Source organism: Rickettsia endosymbiont of Orchestes rusci, from assembly GCF_964030945.1.
GTDB lineage: Bacteria > Pseudomonadota > Alphaproteobacteria > Rickettsiales > Rickettsiaceae > Rickettsia.
The window spans coordinates 15,620-35,556 of sequence record NZ_CAXIQG010000003.1 but is presented as its reverse complement, the minus strand read 5'-3'; the positions used below and the strand labels follow the sequence as shown (position 1 = coordinate 35,556).

The following is a 19,937-nucleotide window of genomic DNA, read 5'->3' as shown; positions in this document are numbered from 1 at the left end:
ATGCCGTGATCAAGTCACGGCATGACACAGCCTTTTTTCAACGTTCGTACAATAGTGGGTCAAGCCACGGTATGACAATATTACCAAATAACTTTTTTATAAAAAACTAAATATCTTAAATAATGACAAAAAAATATTACCCTGAAGTAGGTTCAAACGCTGATTTTGCAGCCATAGAAAAAGAAATATTAACCTACTGGCAAGAAAATAACATATTTCAAAAATCTATAGATAGTAGAAGCGGCGAATCCGAATTCATATTTTATGACGGTCCGCCTTTTGCGAATGGCTTACCGCATTACGGACATTTACTTACCGGCTTTATTAAAGATGTGTATGCTCGCTACCAAACTACGAAAGGTAAAAAAGTTGAGCGACGTTTCGGCTGGGATTGTCACGGCTTGCCGGCGGAAATGCAATCCGAGAAGGAGCTTGGTATTTCAGGAAGGTTAGCTATTAATAACTACGGCATTGAAAAATTTAACGAGCATTGCCGCCGGTCGGTTATGAAATATGCCGGCGACTGGGAAGAATACGTAACCAGACAAGCAAGATGGGTCGATTTTAAGAATTCTTATAAAACGATGGATAAGAATTTTATGGAATCCGTTTTATGGGCTTTCAAGGAGTTATATAATAAGGGATTATTATATGAATCGATGCGAGTAATGCCTTATTCTTGGGCTTGCGAAACTCCGTTATCCAATTTTGAAACTAGGCTTGATAATTCATATCGTGAAAGAGCCGACAAAGCGGTAACGGTTAGTTTTGTACTATGTCATCCCGGGGCAAAGACCCCGGGATCCAGTAAGAACCCTGAAACAACTAATATTATAAGTTGTTTTCTGGATACCGTGGACAAGCAACTAGATGACACCGGGAGCTTTTCAGGAATGACATCGGGGGAGCATTACGAAGAATATCGCATTCTTGCTTGGACGACCACCCCGTGGACATTACCTTCAAATTTAGCGTTAGCGGTAGGTAGCGATATTGAATATGCATTAGTTCCTAAAGGAAATATTTGTTATATTTTAGCTAAATCTTCTATCGGTAAATATGCAAAAGAATTAGGGCTTAGCGGTGAAGAAAATTTTGAGATAATTAAAGGCAGTGAATTAGCCGATCTTTCATATAAGCCGTTATTTAATTATTTTGCCAATCATCCGAACAGCTTTAAAATATTTGCAGGTAGCTTTGTTGTCGAAGGTGACGGCACCGGTATAGTACATATGGCGCCGGGTTTCGGTGAAGATGATCAAATACTTTGCGAATCGAAAGGAATAGAACTCGTTTGTCCGGTAGATAATAGCGGAAAATTTACTAAAGAAATTCCGGATTTTGAAGGATTACAAGTATTTGATGCCAACGATAAAATAATTATTAAACTTAAAAACCAAGGAAATTGGTTTAAAACCGAACAATATATTCATAACTATCCGCATTGTTGGCGCACTGATACCCCTTTAATATATAAAGCCGTGCCGTCATGGTATGTTAAAGTTACCGAATTTAAAAATAGAATGGTAGAGCTAAACCGGCAAATTAACTGGATACCTACACATGTAAAAGATAATTTATTTGGTAAATGGCTTGAAAATGCCCGTGATTGGTCAATAAGTCGTAATAGATTTTGGGGTACGCCTCTGCCGGTCTGGAAGTCCGACGATCCGGCTTATCCACGCATTGACGTATACGGATCGATTGAAGAATTAGAGAAAGATTTCGGCGTTAAAATTACCGATTTACATCGTCCGTTTATTGATGAGCTGACAAGGCCCAACCCGTCTGATCCAACAGGCAAATCCACGATGCGAAGAATAGAAGACGTATTTGATTGTTGGTTTGAAAGCGGCTCGATGCCGTACGGGCAAGCTCATTACCCCTTTGAAAATAAAGAATGGTTTGAAAATCATTTTCCTGCTGACTTTATAGTTGAGTACTCAGCTCAGACACGTGGCTGGTTCTATACGTTAATGGTATTGTCTACTGCACTTTTTGATCGTCCGCCTTTCTTAAATTGTATATGTCACGGCGTGATCCTTGACGCTACCGGTCAAAAATTATCGAAACGCCTTAACAACTACGCCGATCCGCTAGAGTTATTTGATAAATACGGCTCGGATGCTTTAAGGGTGACGATGCTGTCATCAAATGTTGTTAAGGGGCAGGAATTATTAATTGATAAAGACGGCAAAATGGTATTTGATACTTTACGCTTATTTATTAAGCCTATTTGGAACGCTTACCATTTCTTTACGATGTATGCCAATGCTGATCAAATCAAAGGTGAATTAAATTTTAATTCCGTTAATGTGCTAGATATTTATATAATATCAAAACTTAAAATAGCAGTGCAAAAAATCGCAGAAAGTTTAGATAATTTTGATACGCAAACGGCTTATTATGCGGTGACGGATTTTTTTGAAGTTTTGAATAACTGGTATATCCGCCGCAGTCGTGCCAGATTTTGGAAAAGCGAAAAAGACGAAGATAAGCAAAACGCTTATAATACTCTATACTCCTGCCTTATAACTATGACTAAAGCTATGTCGGCATTACTGCCGCTAATCTCGGAAGCTATTTATTTGGGGTTAATGGACGAAAATGTCATACCGTGGCTTGACCACGGTATCCAGAAAGAAAAAGGCCTAGACCCCGTGGTCAAGCCACGGGGTGACAACTCAAGTATAAGCGTACACTTAACCGACTTCCCTACCCTTTCAGAATTTACCGTAAATCACGAATTAGTAAGCACGATGGATAAGGTACTAGATATTTGTAGTAATAGCCTATTTGTTAGAAGCCTTGAAAATATTAGAGTACGCCAACCGCTAGCATCTTTGAGTGTTATAAGCAAAGATAATGATTCTTTGAAAATATTTGAAGACTTAATTAAAGACGAGATTAATGTTAAATCGGTAATTTACCGTGATGACTTAGAAAGTTACGCAACTAAAAAATTATCAATTAATTTTCCGGTACTCGGTAAACGTTTGCCGCATAAAATGAAAGATATTATAGTAGCGTCTAAAAAGAATGAGTGGGAACTAACAAAAGAAGGTTTAAAAATTAGCGGTGAGATATTAACTTCCGATGAGTTTAGTGTAATTTTAGAGCCGCATCAAGGCATAAAAGGTGCAAAAGCTTTTGCCGATAATAGCGGTTTATTGGTACTTGATTTAGAGTTAACACCGGCATTAATCCAAGAAGGTACGGCAAGGGATTTGGTGCGTTCTATTCAGCAAGCTCGGAAAGACGCCGATTTTTCAATAAGCGACCGGATTATGATCGAAATCACCGGCGATTTAGATTTATCGGAAATATTAAAGCAATACGGTGATTTTATCCAAGAGCAAACTTTAGGTGAATTTAGCCACGATTTCACCGCCGATTATGTAAGCGATGTAGAACTTGAAGGACACAAACTTAAAGTGAAAATTAAGAAATATGCCGAATAATATACATCTTGTAACAATATCATTTGACTGTAGTAACCTCTTACTACCTAAAAAACAAGAAGAAATTTTAGATTTAGCTTGGAGCTTTGTAGCATTTTTATATAAAAACGGTAACATATTAAAACATGCAGAACTTTTTAATTTTGATAAAACACGCCTAATTACTTACAACGTAATTCCTAATAAAAACGCCTTAGAGGATAATTTTTTAGATACGTTTGCGTTGAAATACAGAAGTGAGTTAGAAGCCGCAGGAGTAATAATTCATTATAATATTACCGGTGAATATGTTAATGAAGGAATGTTATGTTTGGAAAAAAATATAGAGGATATAAAGTTTTTTTATTTATATCCTCTATATATATCGGATGATGAGTTAATATTAAGAACCGATAAGGGAAAATATTTGCCGTTATACATGATTAAGAATAGTGAAAATCCATATCTTACTGAAAAAATAACTTTTTGGAAAAATGATTATGCGGCAGCCGGAAGATTATGGCTTTCAAGCTATAAAAAGCTGGAGCCGCTAATAGCTAAACAATTAGCAAATCTAAATAGTGATATTTCTGTAGAAGGCAGAAAGGTTAGTGAGCAAATAGCAAACCATTTTAATAAAAAAGTTTTTTATCCTTTAGCTGAACTTTGGTCTAGTAAAAAAAGGAAATATACTCGCTCAAATTATACTCAATGCCCGTCTTGCTCCAAAGATTGGCAATTAAAAAAAGAATTTCATAATATTTTTGATTTTAAATGCAACAAATGTTCCTTATTGGGATATGAGTTATCTGTTATATAATGGAAATAATATTGTAAAAATCTAAAACAAAAGCACCTATGAAAACCGCTTTACCTAAACGTTCGCTTGAAGTTCGAGATCGGCTTGATTATAGGTTTAATATCATTCCCGCAATCCTTTATACCATTCCTAGCTAGGGCGGGCGTTGTTGCATGGCTCGAATTTTTGATGTCATTCTAGCTAAAGGCGGGAATCCAGAAAAAACACTCTCTAGTCATCCTGAATTTATTTCAGGATCTATTATAGAGATGCTGAAACAAGTTCAGCATGACAAGAAAAAGCCTGGATTGCCGCGTCGGCACTTTGTGCCTCCTCGCAATGACGGACTTTATGGACCTTTATGGCTTAAGTTGACACTCATGCGCCTTCGCGGGAATGACATACGGCACTTTTTTAGAGCCATGCAACAACGCCATTGTCGCGTGGGAATGACATCTTCTAATACTTAATACCCCCTCCGACATTCATCGATAGGCTTGCCGAAACAAATTTTTCTAAATCGCCGTCAAGCACGCCTTTAGTGTCGGAAGTCTCGTAACCGGTGCGTAAATCTTTCACCATTTGATAAGGTTGTAGCACATACGACCTAATTTGATGCCCCCAACTATTATCGGTTTTAGCGGCATTTTGTTCATTAACGCTATCGGTACGTTTTTGTAGTTCAGCTTCGTAAAGTTTTGCTTGTAACATTTTCATCGCTTCGGCTTTATTCTTATGCTGCGACCGGCCGCTTTGGCACTGGGTTACGGTATTAGTCGGCAGGTGAGTAATGCGAACAGCCGAGTCGGTAGTATTAACATGTTGCCCGCCTGCTCCTGATGATCTGTAAGTATCTATTCTTAAATCTTTATCATCAATAACGACTGCGATATTATCGTCAATCTCCGGAAATACCCAGCTGCTGGCAAAGCTGGTCATTCTTTTACCGGCGGCATTAAAGGGCGATATTCTCACTAATCGATGCACTCCTGCTTCGGTTCTAAACCACCCGTAAGCTTGATGACCTATTACTTTAATAGTACATGATTTTATGCCTGCTTCTTCGCCGTTAATTAAGTTAATTATCTCGGTTTTAAAACCTAAACGCTCGGCAAATCGTAAATACATACGCATCATTATCGATGCCCAGTCATGGCTTTCCGTTCCACCGGCACCGGCATTAATTTCTAGAAAACAATTATTATTATCGGCCTCACCGGAAAATAAACAAGCAGTTTCAAATTTTTCGGCAATAATGCTTAATTTTTGTAAATCCTTCTCTATTTGGTTAAGCGTTACGGGATCATTCTCAATGCCTGCCAGCTCTTCAAATTCTAAGGCGTCGTTTAAATCAGCTTTAAGTTTGTGAAAGGAGTTTAATTTTTCTTCTAAAATACTTTTTTCTTTTAGGAGTTTTTGCCCACCGGCTCGGTCATTCCATAATTCCGGTTTTGCCGCTAATTCTTCTAGCTCGGCTAATCTTGCCGTAGAAGTTTCGACGTCAAAGTGACCTCCAAAGCAGTTCTAAAGATTGCTCAATTTTTTTTACATAAGTTTCAATTTCGGCACGCATTATTTTTTCCTACTATAAAATTTTGTTTTGTTATATTATTACTCGTGAATAAAAGGGAAAGTGTCATACCGTGGCTTGACCAACTACTGTACGAACGTTGAAAAAAGGCTGTGTCATGCCGTGACTTGATCACGGCATCCAGGAAAATAAAGCCATATTAGACTTATTTTAGAATCTTTTTATGATATTATAAGCTGGACTGAAGTGGTCGTAGCCACGGAATGACAGAATTTTTACCTCTTTATTTAAACGTTCGTACACTAGTGGGCTTGACCACGGTATCCAGAAAAAATTAAAAAGCCTGACTGGATGCCGTGGTCAAGCCACGGGGTGACATTTTGTAATTAAACCAAATTATATCACATATATCATGAACAATCAAAAATTTATCCGAAACTTTTCAATTATTGCCCATATCGATCACGGTAAATCTACTTTAGCAGATAGGTTAATTGAATATTGCGGCGGGTTGCAATCAAGAGAAATGAGCCATCAAGTGCTGGACTCGATGGATATAGAAAAAGAACGCGGAATTACTATTAAAGCGCAGACTGTTAGGCTAGTATACCAAGCCAAAGACGGCAATAGTTATTATTTAAATTTAATGGATACGCCCGGTCATGTCGATTTTGCTTATGAAGTAAGTAGATCGCTTGCGGCATGCGAAGGGTCGTTGTTGGTGGTGGATAGTAGTCAAGGGGTAGAGGCTCAAACGCTGGCAAATGTCTATCAAGCAATCGAAAATAATCATGAAATTATTCCGGTACTTAATAAAATTGACTTACCGGCAGCAGAGCCTGAGCAAGTTAAACAACAAATAGAAGATATAATAGGTATCGATGCCAGCGATGCGGTATTAATTTCCGCGAAAAGCGGCATCGGTATAGAAGAGGTATTAGAGGCTATTGTTAAAAGACTACCGCCGCCGGTAGAGAATAATACCGATATTTTAAAAGCATTGCTGGTGGATAGTTGGTACGACCCGTATCTTGGAGTAGTTATTTTAGTTAGGGTAATTGACGGGGCTTTGCGTAAAAATATGCGCATAAAAATGATGGCAACGAATTCCAGTTATATAGTGGAAAATGTCGGTTATTTTACTCCTAAAAAACATATTTCCGATATTTTATATGCCGGAGAAATCGGCTTTTTTACCGCTTCAATTAAGCAAGTAGCCGATTGCAAAGTAGGAGATACTATAACCGACGAAAAAAAACCCTGCCTTCAAGCTCTTCCGGGTTTTAAACCAAACCTGCCGGTGGTATTTTGCGGTTTATACCCGACAGATAGCGCCGAGTTTGAGCATTTAAAGGATTCCCTTGCCAAGCTTCGTCTAAATGATGCAAGTTTCGAGTTTGAAACGGAGAGTTCGTCGGCTCTCGGCGTTGGCTTTAGGTGCGGATTTTTAGGGTTATTGCATTTAGAAATTATCCAAGAACGTCTAATGCGTGAATTTGATTTAGACATGATTACCACTGCCCCAAGCGTGGTGTATAAAATTCACCTGCGGGACGGCGAGAGTTTTGAGATTCACAATCCGGCAGATTTACCCGACCTGCAGAAAATCGAGTCTATGGAAGAGCCTTGGATCAAAGCAACTATCATGGTACCGGATGAATTTTTAGGAGCCGTTTTATCGTTATGTACGGAGAAAAGAGGTATTCAGCTTGATCTTGGTTATATAGCCGGTAGGGCAAAACTTGTTTATAAATTACCTTTAAATGAAATAGTTTATGATTTTTACGATCGGCTAAAAAGCTGTTCAAAAGGCTATGCAAGCTTTGAGTGGCAAATGGATAACTACCGGCCTTCGGAGCTTGTTAAACTCGGAATTTTAGTAAACGGTGAAATGGTAGACGCACTGTCGACAATAGTCCATCGTACGCGGGCTGAGCAAAGGGGCCGGGCGCTATGTGTGCGCCTTAAAGATTTAATTCCGAGACAGCAAATCGATATCGCTATTCAAGCATCGATCGGTAGCCGAATAATAGCACGAGAAACTATTAAAGCACTTCGTAAAGACGTACTGTCTAAATGTTACGGCGGCGATATCACCCGTAAACGAAAACTACTCGAAAAGCAAAAAGCGGGAAAGAAAAAAATGAGACAATACGGCAATATCGATATTCCACAATCGGCTTTTATTGCCGCTTTAAAAATCGGTAATGAATAAATAGTTCTTTGCTTTTGTTAACAAAAAATATAAAGTTAAAAATAAGTTAAATTTTTTTAATGAGGAATAATATGACGGTTAAAGTAACTATTATATATTATAGCGGATACGGCCATACTACTAAAGTAGCGGAGGCGATACATAAAGGAACGAGTAAAGCCGGAGCTAATAGTTCTTTGATTCAAATAAGTAAGGATAATGTAAATAATTTAGACTGGCGTCCACTTGACGAGGCGGATGCAATTATTTTCGGAGCGCCGACTTATATGGGTAGTATAGCCGGACCGTTTAAAGTATTTATGGATGCCACTTCTCTTAAATGGACTGAACAAAAATGGAAAGATAAAATAGCTGCAGGTTTTACAAATTCCGCTTCTTATTCAGGAGATAAGCTTTGCAGTATTCAACAGCTATTTCATCTAGCTATGCAGCACGGTATGATTTGGGTAGGACAAGGGGAAGCATGCCCTAACTTTGCCGATCATGAATTACCGAATCATGATATTACCAATCGCTTAGGTAGTTGGTCGGGGCTTATGACTCAATCAAATCATAAATCTTCCCCCGATATTGCTCCCCCTAAAGGAGATTTAGCAACCGCCATTTTATTCGGCACACGAATTGTCAATATAACAAAGAAGTTAAGAGCATAATTTTGCAGCCCACCATGCGCGAGGGGCATTGTTGCATGGATAGTTAAAATCACTTAAAATTGTCATACCGTGGCTTGACCCACTACTGTACGAACGTTGAAAAAAGGCTGTGTCATGCCGTGACTTGATCACGGCATCCAGGAAAATAAAGCCATATTAGACTTATTTTAGAATCTTTTTATGATATTATAAGCTGGATTCCGTGGTCGTAGCCACGGAATGACAGAATTTTTACCTCTTTATTTAAACGTTCGTACAGTACTTGGTCAAGCCACAGCATGACAGATAGCATTTTTTAAAATAGAACTAATTATTTTTTTTCATCTTCAAAACTATCTTCGCTAAAAACTTGATTATCTAAATCAGAATAATCTTCTCCTATGTAAATATCCGATTCGCCCGGTATATAATCAAAATTTTCAGTGTTTTCCTCTATTTCACTATCACCGTTATCGTAATTAATAGGCTCAACTCTGCTTTTGGTACGTAAACGATTTAGCAACTCACTTTCTAAATGAGGAATCGATACCTGACCGGCAGCAATTTGACGAAGTATACTTACCGTCGGTTTATCACGCTTTTCTTTATTATTAGGATTAATTTCCGCTCTAGAATTTATATATTTAGCCCCTTGCGCCGCAAGGGCTACTAGCTTAAATTTATCATTAACTTTTTGAGCGCAATCTTCAACTGTAATTCTTGCCATAATTTACTCCATTTATTAAACTTAACTATACACTATTTTATCAAAAAATTATACTCTTATAATATTTGCGCCGCAATTATTTAGTTTTTTTTCAAGTGTTTGAAATCCACGATCTAAATGATAAATCCTATGAACTATCGTTTCATCTTTAGTGCTTAGCCCCGCTAAAATCAGTGAAACCGAAGCTCTAAGATCGCTTGCCATAACTTCTGCACCTTTTAAAGCCGGCACTCCTCGTACTATTGCCTTATTACCGTGTACGGTAATATCCGCTCCCATTCTACATAATTCAGGGACATGCATAAGGCGGTTTTCAAAAATATTTTCGGTGATTACCGAAACGCCGCTTCCAAGCGTCATAAGACTCATAAATTGGGCTTGCAAATCTGTTGAAAAGCCGGGATACGGGTTAGTCTCCACATCTACCGAGTTTAATTTATCCATATAGGTTACTTGGAGTCCATTGTCAAACGGTGTAATTTTTATTCCGGCTTCAATAAGCTTTAGAGCTATATTTTCAATGATATGATAATCAATCCCTAAGATTTTTAAATCACCTTTGGTAATTGCCGCCGCAAACATATAGGTACCGGCCTCAATACGATCCGGCATTACTCTATAACTTGTTTCATTTAAAGAAGATTTGCCTTTAATTGTTATTTCGCTAGTACCGATTCCGGAAATATCCGCACCCATTTTATTAAGACAATGACACAAATCGACAATTTCAGGTTCTTTTGCGCAGTTAAAAAGTACAGTTTCTCCTATCGCTAGAGTTGCAGCCATTATTGCATTAATTGTTGCTCCGACGGAAATTTTATCAAAAACAAAATGAGTAGCTTTTAAGCGACCGTTACTTACCACCTTTATATAGCCATTCTCAATTTCAATTTTAGCACCCATAGATATTAAGACGGCAACATGCAAATCTAACTGCCTTGCCCCTATGGCGCAGCCGCCGGGCAAAGATACTTCTGCTTTACCGTAACGGCTAACTAGCGGCCCAAGAACCCAAATAGAGGCTCGCATTTTACGAACTATCTCATAGGAAGCAGTGAAATTATTTATATTATTACAATTAATCGTCAGCTCAAATTGCTCAGGATGCTCTACTATATCAATAATACTACCGTGACTTTTAAGCAAATCCTGCATAGTATATACGTCAGTCAATTTCGGGACATTAGTGATATGTAGCTTATCGGTAAGCAAGGAAGCTGCCATAATAGGCAATACGGCGTTTTTAGCACCGCTAATATTAATATTACCTTTAAGCGCCTTCCCTCCTCTAATTATTAATTTCTGCATAATGTTGATTTTTAAGATTTTTTTATAATCGATTCACTTAAAGTTTGTCATACCGTGGCTTGTCCACGGTATCCAGAAAAAACCTTAATAAAAAGACTGGATACCGTGGACAAGCCCACTACTGTACGAACGTTGAAATAAAGAGGTAAAAATTCTGTCATTCCGTGGCTACGACCACGGAATCCAGCTTATAATATCATAAAAAGATTCTAAAATAAGTCTAATATGGCTTTATTTTCCTGGATGCCGTGATCAAGTCACGGCATGACACAGCCTTTTTTCAACGTTCGTACAGTAGTGGGACAAGCCACGGTATGACACCATACTTGTAATAACCATAATACATTATAAGCCACACAACAAGTGTCCACAGTAACCCAAAAACTTAAGCTTTTATAAGCTCCTTATAGTGTTTTGCCAAAACCTTCACTCCGTACATCCAAACAACGCAAACAATAATAAAAACAAACATAAGCATCCCCGCAAGGTCATTATGTACTGCATTCGGAAAAATACTAAAAGAGATAAATTGAATAATTGCCCCTATTGATTTACCTATTTTATAGCCCATAACATCAACGGCAGCTTTACCTTTGGTTTTCATCTCGCTATCAAGAGGAATATATGTCATTTCTTTACTTGAATCAAAAAGCGAATATTTAACACCTTTGGCAAGTACATGCCATAATCCGCCGATCAAAACCGTAATCATTAAAGGCGAGGCATAACCGAGTGCTACAACAATATCTCCTAAATGATTCTCAAGCACTGTAAAAGAGAAAAACATAACTCCGGATATAAACATCATAATAGGTGTTGCGATAGCTCCCCAGAACCACCCGAAAACTCTAATTAAACTACTTCCTAAAAAGGCACTAATCAAAGTTAATATCCCCGTCCAAAATAATACTTCTCCTTGATAGGAAATAAAGCTTTGCGTTGTCGGATAAAGCTGCTTTGTTTTGGACATCCATAAGCCTTCAATCAAATTAATGCTCATAGAATATGAAATCATTAATATACAAATAAGACCTAAATATTTAGAAGTTAGAACTATTTTTGCGCTATCTATTAATCCTAATTTTAATATATCGGTTCTTTGATTTTTAAATTTAATATTTTTATCGGATTCTACTATTGTAGAATCAATAAGTTTATGAAGACCTAAGCAAATTACTCCCGATATTAAAATAACCGTAGTAAACGACTTTAAAAGAATTTCCGTTTTATCGCTTAAATTAGCAAATAACGGTAGCAAGAAATGATTACCCTTCGCAAAATAAACGATTATCGTCCCTGAAATTAACAAATTAGTCTGACCGAATAAAGTAAAGAAGGAGTAAAATCGAGGTGCTTCTTCAACTTTAGTAATTTTATTAGCCAGCTGCCAATATAACAAAGTAAAAACAATTACGGGCCATAATTCACCCATAATATAAAATAATACTAAACTCCATTGTCCCCAAATTACTATGAACCATTTTAAGTGGGGCAACAACGTTATGTAATATTTAATTATTTCGGGATCGGGATGGAAATATTCTCGGTAAGGAAATAAGATAAAACCAAAAACGGCAAAGAAACAAAGAAAAACACAAATTATTATTCTAAAAACCTGCTCCGTCGTCATAATATTACAGAGTTTAGAGTAAAGAATAACGAACAATATCCCCATAGGCATTTCGCCCCAAAGCTTTATAAAACTAATTACCTCAGAGCTAATTAAAGTAACGACGAAACTATCTTTAGTGCTACGAACTAAATTTTGATTAAGCAAAATAAAAAACATCAATAATGCCATCGGGATGAATTTAGTTAATTCATACGATCTAATCGGCCATACAATGTGCCTAAATTTACTATTTCTAGCCTTATTCCAGAGTGTAAAATTAGAATTCACGGCATCCATTAATTACCTTTAAGCTTATTTTAAAGCAACCTAAACCATAAGAAAAACTATGTCAAGATTTTTTAAGTTCGATGTATTTCTTAAGCTTTATAAACAAATATTTAACTTAAAAAGATATTTTGATCTTCATAAAATTTTATAGCCTTTTTCAAATCTTCTTCCGTATCAACGGAAATAGGAATATTATCAACTAAGCATGTACCGATACTCATACCGTTTTCAAGCGCTCTTAGCTGCTCCAAACGTTCTATTTTTTCCAGCGTTGTAGGCTCAAGCTCTACAAATCTTTTTAAAGCACTTTTTCGGAAAACATACATCCCTACATGATATAAAAAATCCTTGGCACCATTTGGAATTATACTGCGTGAGAAATATAACGCTTTACCTTTAAGATCAACCACCGCATTTACATTGCTGTGATCTTTTACAATATCAATACCGACTTTAACTACCGGCGTCATAATATCGTAATTGCTCTTTTTTAGCTCTTCAATTGCTTTTATAATTGAGCTAGGTTCAATAAAAGGCATATCTCCCTGAACATTCACAATATAATTAATATTTGTATTATCAGGAATGTGCTTAAAAGCTTCATATACTCGGTTTGTACCGCAAGAAATATCGCTATCGGTAAATATTATTTTTCCTCCAAGCTTAGTAACTCTATCGGCTATTGCCTGCGAATCGGTTGCCACGTAAATATGTTCAAGTTTGGTTTGTTTTACATTAGTAAATACACGTTCAATTATTGATAATGAACCGATAAGCTTTAACGGTTTTTCAGCTAGCCTAGTTGAGCCAAGCCTTGAAGGAATAATTATTGCAACGTCGGAATGATGCATAAAGATACTATCTATATAATTTGAAATTATTAGGTTATTAAGGAAAATAATTGTTGACAGACTAACCTTTTTCCACGATAAAGTAAAACATAATTTGAATGTAGTTTTAGGTGTTATATTATATAGCACTTTAAATAGCAAGAGCATTGTTGAGTGCAAAAGCACCTTGGATGTCATTCCCGCTCTAGGTGAGGAATCCGGACTTTTCTTTGTCATGCTGAACTTGTTTCAGCATCTCCTTAAATAGATCCTGAAATAAATTCAGGATGACTATAATTTTTCCGGATTCCTCACCTAGAGCGGGAATGACATCACTGTTTAAACTGCCCTGCTATTCTAATATTTAAAACTTATATTCGAGCTCGTAGCTCAGTTGGTAGAGCACTTGACTTTTAATCAGGTTGTCCCGGGTTCGAGCCCCGGCGAGCTCACCATATTTTTAGTTATTCTTTAAGCAGCAGAGTATATACTCTGTGAAATAAAGAATCGATATACGAAGTTCTATCTGAGTATACTCAAATGATTTGGATAATTGGAATGTAAAACAAGGAGCGAGCACGCGCAGCCTATATTTAATAGGTGAGCATGCGAGTTCTCCGAAGTTTTGCAGAACCAATTCTTCAAAGCAGAAGAGTATACGGGTTTGTAGCTCAGTTGGTTAGAGCACACGCCTGATAAGCGTGAGGTCGGAAGTTCAAGTCTTCTCAAACCCACCATTCTGCAGTTTTCGGTATTTCAACAAAGGCATCAAACGGCGGACGCAAGCAATAATCAAGCTTTTCAGCGTTCAAAGAAAGGTTAGATAACATTAAATCTTTCTAGTAATTCTTCTTTAGATTAATCTCAATTCATTATTTATATTTCTAATTAAATTTCTATTGCATTCTTAAAACTGTTTACTATGATTTTGTCTATAGCTCATTTTTAACAAAATATTAACAATTATAGAATTTAATAAGGATAAATATATGAAAGAATTAATAGAATTTCTAGAGAAAAGAGGTTTGGAAGAAGAAGCCGATAATTTAAGAAACGGTGATACTCACCTTGACCTTTACGGGAACAACATAGATGAAGTCGGAGCAAAGGAACTAGCAGCAGCTCTAAAGTCCAATAATTCTTTGACGTACCTTAACCTTTGGAATAACAACATAGGTGACGTTGGAGCAAAGTTCCTTGCTGCAGCCCTAAAGTCCAATAATTCTTTGACGTACCTTGACCTTAACAGTAACAACATAGGTAAAGTCGGAGCAAAGGAGTTAGCGGTAGCTCTAAAGTCCAATAATTCTTTGACGTACCTTTACCTTGGAGGGAACAACATAGGTGACGTTGGAGCAAAGGAACTAGCAGCAGCCCTAAAGTTCAATAATTCTTTGACGTACCTTAACCTTTGGAATAACAGCATAGGTAAAGTCGGAGCAAAGGAACTAGCAGTAGCCCTAAAGTCTAATAATTCTTTGACGTCCCTTGACCTTGGACGGAACAACATAGGTGAAGTCGGAGGAAAGGACATCGTTGACGCTCTTAAAGAAAATAACTTTTTGACAAAACTTAACCTTAATAACATTAACATTTCAGAAAAAAGTACTATAATCAAATCTATAAACGAGAAAATTAAATATAATAATGAATTAGTAAAAAAATTAGCTTTATTACTAAAAAGTAGTTTTTCAGATGGAAGCAATTCGGCTACTATTGTTAAAATTGCAAGTGCTACAAAATTTTATGAAAAAGTAAATAAGAATTCATTGAAAAAACACCTACAAGAACAAAAAGTTGATAACCCTGAATCTATAATAATTAAAATGGATAATTTTGTAAAAACACATTCTTTTACTGTTGCCGGAGTGTGTAAAGACATAAAAACCGCTTTTTTTTCAAAATATGGTATACCAAGCGAGATAATAGATAATATTGCTTCTTACTTAGAAAATGAGAAATGGGGAATAGAAGTTGATACTTTAGGATAAAATGATATTGCAATAACTTGATTAATGTATGATGCTATAATTTAATAAAAGAGAGGGACAATTTGTTCCTACCCTTTGAATTTTTATGCTGCTGATAAATTTTGTTGCATAGTAAAAGCATCACTTATATACTGTCTTTTTATAGCGATGGTTTAGCTTTGTTGCATGGTTCGGTTTTACACTTTGTGTCATTCCCTCGAAAGAGGGAATCTACTTAACAATATAATAAAATTAGTAAGTTAGATACCAGCTTTCGCTGGTATGACACCAAAAATTCGAGCCATGCAACAATGCTGCGGTGGTTAGCAAATCGTACACTAGCTTCACCATTTTACCCTATCTGCTTCGTTCAACTGCTTACCCCTATCCTTACTTTATTGCTAGTTCATCATTTGTTATTTTATGATTTCTGAAAGCATCATTGAAGAGTTACAAAATAATAGCTTAACTGCTGCATGGCTTAAACTCGGTATTATATCTCTAGGGCTTGCCGGAGTATATTCGGTGATTTTAGTAATTCTTCGTACTCCTCAGCTAGCTAGCTTTTTCCAAAATCCTGAAATTTTTAAATCCGCTTTAATTGTGCATGTTAATTTATCGGTATTAGTTTGGTTGTTATCAATTACGGCTAGTATTTGGAGTTATGGTTTAAGTTCTAAATCGTCATTGCGAGCGGTCAAAGACCGCGCGGCAATCCATAATTTTACTAGATTGCTTCGTCAAAACTTGCAGTTTTTCCTCGCAATGACGTTAAATATCTACCCCAAACTTGCTTTCTTAGGCACCATACTTATAGCTATTTCTCCGATAGCGGGACAAAATCCGGTAATGAATAATTACATACCGATGCTAGAGAATATTATATTTGTTCTAGGACTCTCTTTATTTGGAGTTGCCACATTATTATTTGCCGTAAATACTATATACTACTCATCTTTCAATTCTCGAAATACGAGCAGTATATCTTTACTTAATCGGCAAAATTGGACGAGTTTAATGAACTTCGCTATTTTATCCACGGCAATAATGTTTATTTTAACCTGGGTGTGCTTTACCTGTTCTTACCTCCAACTGCAGCGCATTATTGATGTCATCCCGATTGAGATAGAATTTTATTACGAACTACTTTTTTGGAGCGGTGGACATTTATTACAATTTATATATACGCAAATTTTAATGATTATCTGGGTGATGTTATTTGAAATTTGGTTAGGCAAAAAATTACGATTTCAAAAATTTTATCTTTTTTTATTTTGGTCAAATTTTATTTTTAGCGTACTTATTGTTGCCGGACATGTTTTTTATGATATTATCGACGGTGAATTTAAGGAATATTATACGAGTCACATGAAATATTTCGGCGGGGTTGCACCAATTGGCTGTTTAGTAGGAATGGTTTTAGAATTGCTTTTTCTGGATTCCCGCCTACGCGGGAATGACATAGGAAGCGGGAATGACATCAAATCTTGCGCCAAAGTAACTATAATCTGCTCTAGTATATTATTTTTATTCGGCGGACTTATTGCTTTCAGCATCGCAGGAATAAATGTAGTAATACCCGCTCATTATCACGGTTCAATTGTTGGAATAAGCATAGCCGGGATGGGGTATTGTTATATTTATTCTGTTTGTGATGTCATTCCTACATCTCATTATGTCATTCCCGCGCGGGCGGGAATCAGGAAAATAATAGTCATTCTGAATTTATTTCAGAATCTACTAAAAAAGATGTTGAAACAAGTTCAGCATAACGTTAGACTGGATTCCCGCCTGCGCGGGAATGACATAGGAAGTAGGAGCGACATAGGAAGCAAAAATGACATAATGAGCATAACTATCTGCATACTAACATTCGGGCAGATTTTACATATTACAGGTCTAGCACTCGCCGGCGGTTACGGCGTTCTTCGCAAAGACGCAAGCCTTGAAATGTCTTTGTCTGCCAAGTTATTAATGGGGATGATGGGCGGCGGCGGACTTATTGCTATAGTGGGCGGCTTGATGTTTGTCTTTATTTGTGGTAAGAATATATTTTTTACGAAAGCAAATTTAAAGTATATTCGATGAACTTCAAAAATTGCCTTACTCTTTTGCTTTCAAGAATTGCTCTTTCATTTTATCGAGGATTCCTGTGTTCACGTACTAAGCTGTACGCTGCGCTCAGTCACCTCTCAAAATAAAATTCAATTCTTGAAAGCATGCGAGTATATGTCGTCTTATAAGTTCTGCGGTGTTCACGTATTATTATACGCTGCGCTCCGAGGGCTTTAGACTTCTTGCTCTTTTTGAAGTTGATCTTCGTCTACCAACTTTTCATTCCATAGGAGTATATGATACTTAACAAACCCTCGAAAGAAGAAGCCAAAGAAGCAGTAAGAACGCTTCTTAAATTTATCGGCGAAGACCCGAATAGAGAGGGGTTACTTAAAACACCTGAGCGTATAATTAATAGTTACGCTGAAATGTTTTCCGGCTATGAAAAAGATATAGCGGAAATATTAAGCACTAAATTTTACGATACTTGTAATTTTCAAGATTTTATTTTATTGCGGGATATTCATTTTAATTCCTTTTGCGAGCATCATATATTACCGATGAGCGGCACGGTTGATATAGCTTATATCCCCGATAATTGTATAATCGGTATAAGTAAGCTGGCAAGGATAGTAAACGTCTTTGCGGGAAGGCTGCAAATCCAGGAAAAAATGACCGTCCAAATTGCCGAAAGTCTACAAGAGCATTTAAAGCCCTTAGGCGTTGCCGTAAAAATTTCCGCTTTGCATAGCTGTATGTCGATTCGGGGAGTAATGCAAAATAATAGTATTATGAATACTATGCATTATACGGGTATATTTGCCGAGCAACAAAAATATCGTCATGAATTCCTTAACCTTACTTCAAGAAGGTAAGATATTGTTTTTGGTGTCATACCATGGCTTGACCCGGCTTGGAAATTGCTTTTTATTTCATTCTCGCACAGGCGGGACGTTGTTGCATGGCTCGAAAATTGCTATATTTTGGGTATTCTTTAAAAGTACCGCGATGTCATGCCGTGGCTTGACCACGGCATCCAGTCAGGCTTTTTAATTTTTTCTGGATACCGTGGTCAAGCCACGGTATGACAAGTTTTAAGCGATTTTAACCATCCATGCAACAAACGCCTACAGTCGCTCGCAATGACGTTTGAGATATCCACGCAACAAGCCACGGCATGACACTATAACAACTATAAATATAGTAAAAAAGTAAATAAATTATGTTATTGTCCAAATATTTCCTACCGGTATTAAAAGAAGAGCCGGCAGAAGCACAAATAATATCCCACAAATTAATGCTTAGGAGCGGGATGATTAGACAGCAGGCAGCGGGGATTTATAGCTGGCTTCCTTTGGGTTTGAAAGTACTGAAAAATATCGAAAATATCGTCCGTCTTAATATGGACAAAGCTGGTGCACTTGAGGTATTAATGCCCTGCATTCAACCGGCTTCATTATGGGTAGAGTCAGGGCGTTTTGAAAATTACGGCAAAGAGATGCTGAAATTTCCGGATCGCCACGATAATATTTTATTATTCGGTCCGACCAATGAAGATATGATAACCGATATTTTTAGGCATAATATCCAGTCATATAAAGATTTACCAAAAAATTTATATCATATTCAATGGAAATTTCGAGATGAAATTAGACCTCGTTTCGGCGTTATGAGAGGGCGGGAATTCTTAATGAAAGATGCTTATTCGTTTGATATAGATGAGGAAAATGCCGTAAAAACTTATAATAATATGTATAAGGCATATATAAATACATTTCGTGATCTCGGTGTTAGCGTCGTACCGGTCATTGCCGATAACGGTCCGATCGGCGGCAAATTAAGTCATGAATTCCATATTATTGCCGAAACCGGCGAAAGTACTATTTATTACGATAAAAGATTTAAAACGCTAAAAGAAAATCCTGAAATTGATATAGAGGAACTTAAAACTTGGTATGCCGCTGCCGAAGAAAAACACGACCCGACTAAATTATCGATTTCGGAAAATGAAATAATCAGTAGTAAAGGAATCGAAGTCGGGCATATTTTTTATATCGGTGATAAATATTCTATTGCGATGAATGCAATGATAAACGACAAAAACGGCAAGCTCGTACCCGTGCAAATGAGTTCGTACGGCATCGGCATTTCACGGCTAGTTGCCGCCGTAATAGAGGCAAATTACGATGCAAAAGGTATTATATGGCCGGAAAATATTGCGCCTTTCAAAGTCTCTTTAATTAATTTAAATATTCTTGATAGCCGATCTTGCCAAATAGCCGAGCAATTATATAAACAACTTACAGCTCACAATGTGGAAGTGTTATATGACGACACTAATGAACGAGCGGGTAGTAAATTCGCCACGCATGACCTAATCGGCTCACCTTATCAAATCATAATCGGACCTAAAAAAGCGGCAAATAATCTAGTGGAATTAAAAAACCGTAGATCCGGCGTGATAGAAGATATAGAAGTTGATAATATTATTGAGCGGTTTATTAAAACTCGCTGTCATGCCGTGGCTTGA

16 protein-coding genes, 2 tRNA genes and 1 pseudogene are annotated in these 19,937 nt (G+C 37.0%); 12 read left to right on the top strand and 7 right to left on the bottom strand.

Annotation, left to right across the window (positions count from 1 at the left end; all coding sequences use genetic code 11):
- The first annotated feature begins 119 nt into the window (after window positions 1-119).
- The 3 genes from ileS to AAHM91_RS03200 all read left to right on the top strand — a co-directional run bounded on the left by ileS (window position 120) and on the right by AAHM91_RS03200 (window position 4,709).
- Window positions 120-3,461, top strand: coding sequence for an isoleucine--tRNA ligase (gene ileS / locus AAHM91_RS03210; protein WP_342269896.1), 3,342 nt, complete (start codon window positions 120-122; stop codon window positions 3,459-3,461).
- The gene (locus tag AAHM91_RS03205) at window positions 3,451-4,260 is read left to right on the top strand and encodes a DUF2310 family Zn-ribbon-containing protein (protein ID WP_342269851.1); all 810 of its coding nucleotides are present in this window, start codon (window positions 3,451-3,453) and stop codon (window positions 4,258-4,260) included. The genes ileS and AAHM91_RS03205 overlap by 11 nt, the downstream gene beginning before the upstream one ends.
- A gap of 152 nt (window positions 4,261-4,412) precedes the next feature.
- Window positions 4,413-4,709 carry a hypothetical protein gene (locus AAHM91_RS03200; protein ID WP_341792781.1) on the top strand — a complete coding sequence of 99 codons (297 nt, stop codon included), beginning with the start codon at window positions 4,413-4,415 and terminating at the stop codon, window positions 4,707-4,709.
- Here AAHM91_RS03200 and prfB read toward each other — a convergent pair.
- Together prfB and AAHM91_RS03190 are read right to left on the bottom strand one after the other, a co-directional pair.
- Window positions 4,699-5,812 (bottom strand): peptide chain release factor 2 gene (prfB, locus tag AAHM91_RS03195; RefSeq protein WP_342269850.1). Its coding sequence is split into 2 segments (ribosomal slippage): window positions 4,699-5,748 and window positions 5,750-5,812, totalling 1,113 coding nucleotides; the frame shifts between segments, so codons are not numbered across the junction. The genes AAHM91_RS03200 and prfB overlap by 11 nt on opposite strands.
- Window positions 5,796-5,945 (bottom strand): hypothetical protein, encoded by a 150-nt coding sequence (locus AAHM91_RS03190; RefSeq protein WP_342269849.1) that lies wholly within the window; start codon window positions 5,943-5,945, stop codon window positions 5,796-5,798. The genes prfB and AAHM91_RS03190 overlap by 17 nt, the downstream gene beginning before the upstream one ends.
- A gap of 237 nt (window positions 5,946-6,182) precedes the next feature.
- Between AAHM91_RS03190 and lepA the strand changes: the two genes are divergently transcribed.
- From lepA to AAHM91_RS03175, 3 genes and pseudogenes are all read left to right on the top strand, one after another.
- The gene (lepA, locus tag AAHM91_RS03185; protein ID WP_253307520.1) at window positions 6,183-7,985 is read left to right on the top strand and encodes a translation elongation factor 4; all 1,803 of its coding nucleotides are present in this window, start codon (window positions 6,183-6,185) and stop codon (window positions 7,983-7,985) included.
- Between the two features lie 59 nt (window positions 7,986-8,044).
- A pseudogene (locus tag AAHM91_RS03180) lies at window positions 8,045-8,386 on the top strand (flavodoxin family protein); the annotation flags it as partial.
- A gap of 36 nt (window positions 8,387-8,422) precedes the next feature.
- Window positions 8,423-8,638 (top strand): transcriptional regulator, encoded by a 216-nt coding sequence (locus AAHM91_RS03175; protein WP_341794174.1) that lies wholly within the window; start codon window positions 8,423-8,425, stop codon window positions 8,636-8,638.
- Here AAHM91_RS03175 and AAHM91_RS03170 read toward each other — a convergent pair.
- The 5 genes from AAHM91_RS03170 to AAHM91_RS03150 form a co-directional block, all read right to left on the bottom strand.
- Window positions 8,627-8,770, bottom strand: coding sequence for a hypothetical protein (locus AAHM91_RS03170; RefSeq protein WP_342269848.1), 144 nt, complete (start codon window positions 8,768-8,770; stop codon window positions 8,627-8,629). The two genes, AAHM91_RS03175 and AAHM91_RS03170, sit on opposite strands and share 12 nt — an antisense overlap.
- A gap of 178 nt (window positions 8,771-8,948) precedes the next feature.
- Window positions 8,949-9,344, bottom strand: a complete 396-nt coding sequence (rpoZ, locus tag AAHM91_RS03165) for a DNA-directed RNA polymerase subunit omega (RefSeq protein WP_342269847.1) — start codon at window positions 9,342-9,344, stop codon at window positions 8,949-8,951.
- 48 nt (window positions 9,345-9,392) lie between these two features.
- A complete protein-coding gene (gene murA, locus AAHM91_RS03160; protein ID WP_342269846.1) occupies window positions 9,393-10,652 on the bottom strand; it encodes a UDP-N-acetylglucosamine 1-carboxyvinyltransferase in 1,260 nt (419 codons plus the stop codon).
- Between the two features lie 385 nt (window positions 10,653-11,037).
- A complete protein-coding gene (gene tlc2, locus AAHM91_RS03155; RefSeq protein WP_342256987.1) occupies window positions 11,038-12,561 on the bottom strand; it encodes a nucleotide exchange transporter Tlc2 in 1,524 nt (507 codons plus the stop codon).
- A 101-nt stretch (window positions 12,562-12,662) separates the two neighbouring features.
- Window positions 12,663-13,403, bottom strand: coding sequence for a 3-deoxy-manno-octulosonate cytidylyltransferase (locus AAHM91_RS03150; protein WP_253310024.1), 741 nt, complete (start codon window positions 13,401-13,403; stop codon window positions 12,663-12,665).
- Between the two features lie 358 nt (window positions 13,404-13,761).
- On the opposite strand from AAHM91_RS03150, the gene AAHM91_RS03145 reads away from it, so the two are divergent.
- From AAHM91_RS03145 to proS, 6 genes are all read left to right on the top strand, one after another.
- Window positions 13,762-13,837 (top strand) — tRNA-Lys (locus AAHM91_RS03145).
- Window positions 13,838-14,042: 205 nt separating this feature from the next.
- Window positions 14,043-14,119 (top strand) — tRNA-Ile (locus AAHM91_RS03140).
- A gap of 252 nt (window positions 14,120-14,371) precedes the next feature.
- Window positions 14,372-15,373: a leucine-rich repeat domain-containing protein gene (locus tag AAHM91_RS03135; RefSeq protein WP_342269845.1), complete on the top strand. Its 1,002-nt coding sequence runs from the start codon at window positions 14,372-14,374 to the stop codon at window positions 15,371-15,373.
- A 402-nt stretch (window positions 15,374-15,775) separates the two neighbouring features.
- Window positions 15,776-17,440: a cbb3-type cytochrome c oxidase subunit I gene (locus tag AAHM91_RS03130; protein WP_342269844.1), complete on the top strand. Its 1,665-nt coding sequence runs from the start codon at window positions 15,776-15,778 to the stop codon at window positions 17,438-17,440.
- Window positions 17,441-17,703: 263 nt separating this feature from the next.
- Window positions 17,704-18,282 (top strand): GTP cyclohydrolase I FolE, encoded by a 579-nt coding sequence (gene folE, locus AAHM91_RS03120; protein WP_253307512.1) that lies wholly within the window; start codon window positions 17,704-17,706, stop codon window positions 18,280-18,282.
- A 347-nt stretch (window positions 18,283-18,629) separates the two neighbouring features.
- Window positions 18,630-19,937, top strand: a complete 1,308-nt coding sequence (gene proS / locus AAHM91_RS03115) for a proline--tRNA ligase (RefSeq protein WP_342269843.1) — start codon at window positions 18,630-18,632, stop codon at window positions 19,935-19,937.

Bases quoted from the DNA above. Each gene is read 5' to 3' on its own strand.
- tlc2 (WP_342256987.1), bottom strand. From the start codon at position 12,561: ATGGATGCCGTGAATTCTAATTTTACACTCTGGAATAAGGCTAGAAAT.
- folE (WP_253307512.1), top strand. From the start codon at position 17,704: ATGATACTTAACAAACCCTCGAAAGAAGAAGCCAAAGAAGCAGTAAGA.
- AAHM91_RS03150 (WP_253310024.1), bottom strand. From the start codon at position 13,403: ATGCATCATTCCGACGTTGCAATAATTATTCCTTCAAGGCTTGGCTCA.
- AAHM91_RS03130 (WP_342269844.1), top strand. From the start codon at position 15,776: ATGATTTCTGAAAGCATCATTGAAGAGTTACAAAATAATAGCTTAACT.
- AAHM91_RS03200 (WP_341792781.1), top strand. From the start codon at position 4,413: ATGGCTCGAATTTTTGATGTCATTCTAGCTAAAGGCGGGAATCCAGAA.
- AAHM91_RS03205 (WP_342269851.1), top strand. From the start codon at position 3,451: ATGCCGAATAATATACATCTTGTAACAATATCATTTGACTGTAGTAAC.
- rpoZ (WP_342269847.1), bottom strand. From the start codon at position 9,344: ATGGCAAGAATTACAGTTGAAGATTGCGCTCAAAAAGTTAATGATAAA.
- lepA (WP_253307520.1), top strand. From the start codon at position 6,183: ATGAACAATCAAAAATTTATCCGAAACTTTTCAATTATTGCCCATATC.
- AAHM91_RS03135 (WP_342269845.1), top strand. From the start codon at position 14,372: ATGAAAGAATTAATAGAATTTCTAGAGAAAAGAGGTTTGGAAGAAGAA.
- proS (WP_342269843.1), top strand. From the start codon at position 18,630: ATGTTATTGTCCAAATATTTCCTACCGGTATTAAAAGAAGAGCCGGCA.
- AAHM91_RS03175 (WP_341794174.1), top strand. From the start codon at position 8,423: ATGATTTGGGTAGGACAAGGGGAAGCATGCCCTAACTTTGCCGATCAT.
- murA (WP_342269846.1), bottom strand. From the start codon at position 10,652: ATGCAGAAATTAATAATTAGAGGAGGGAAGGCGCTTAAAGGTAATATT.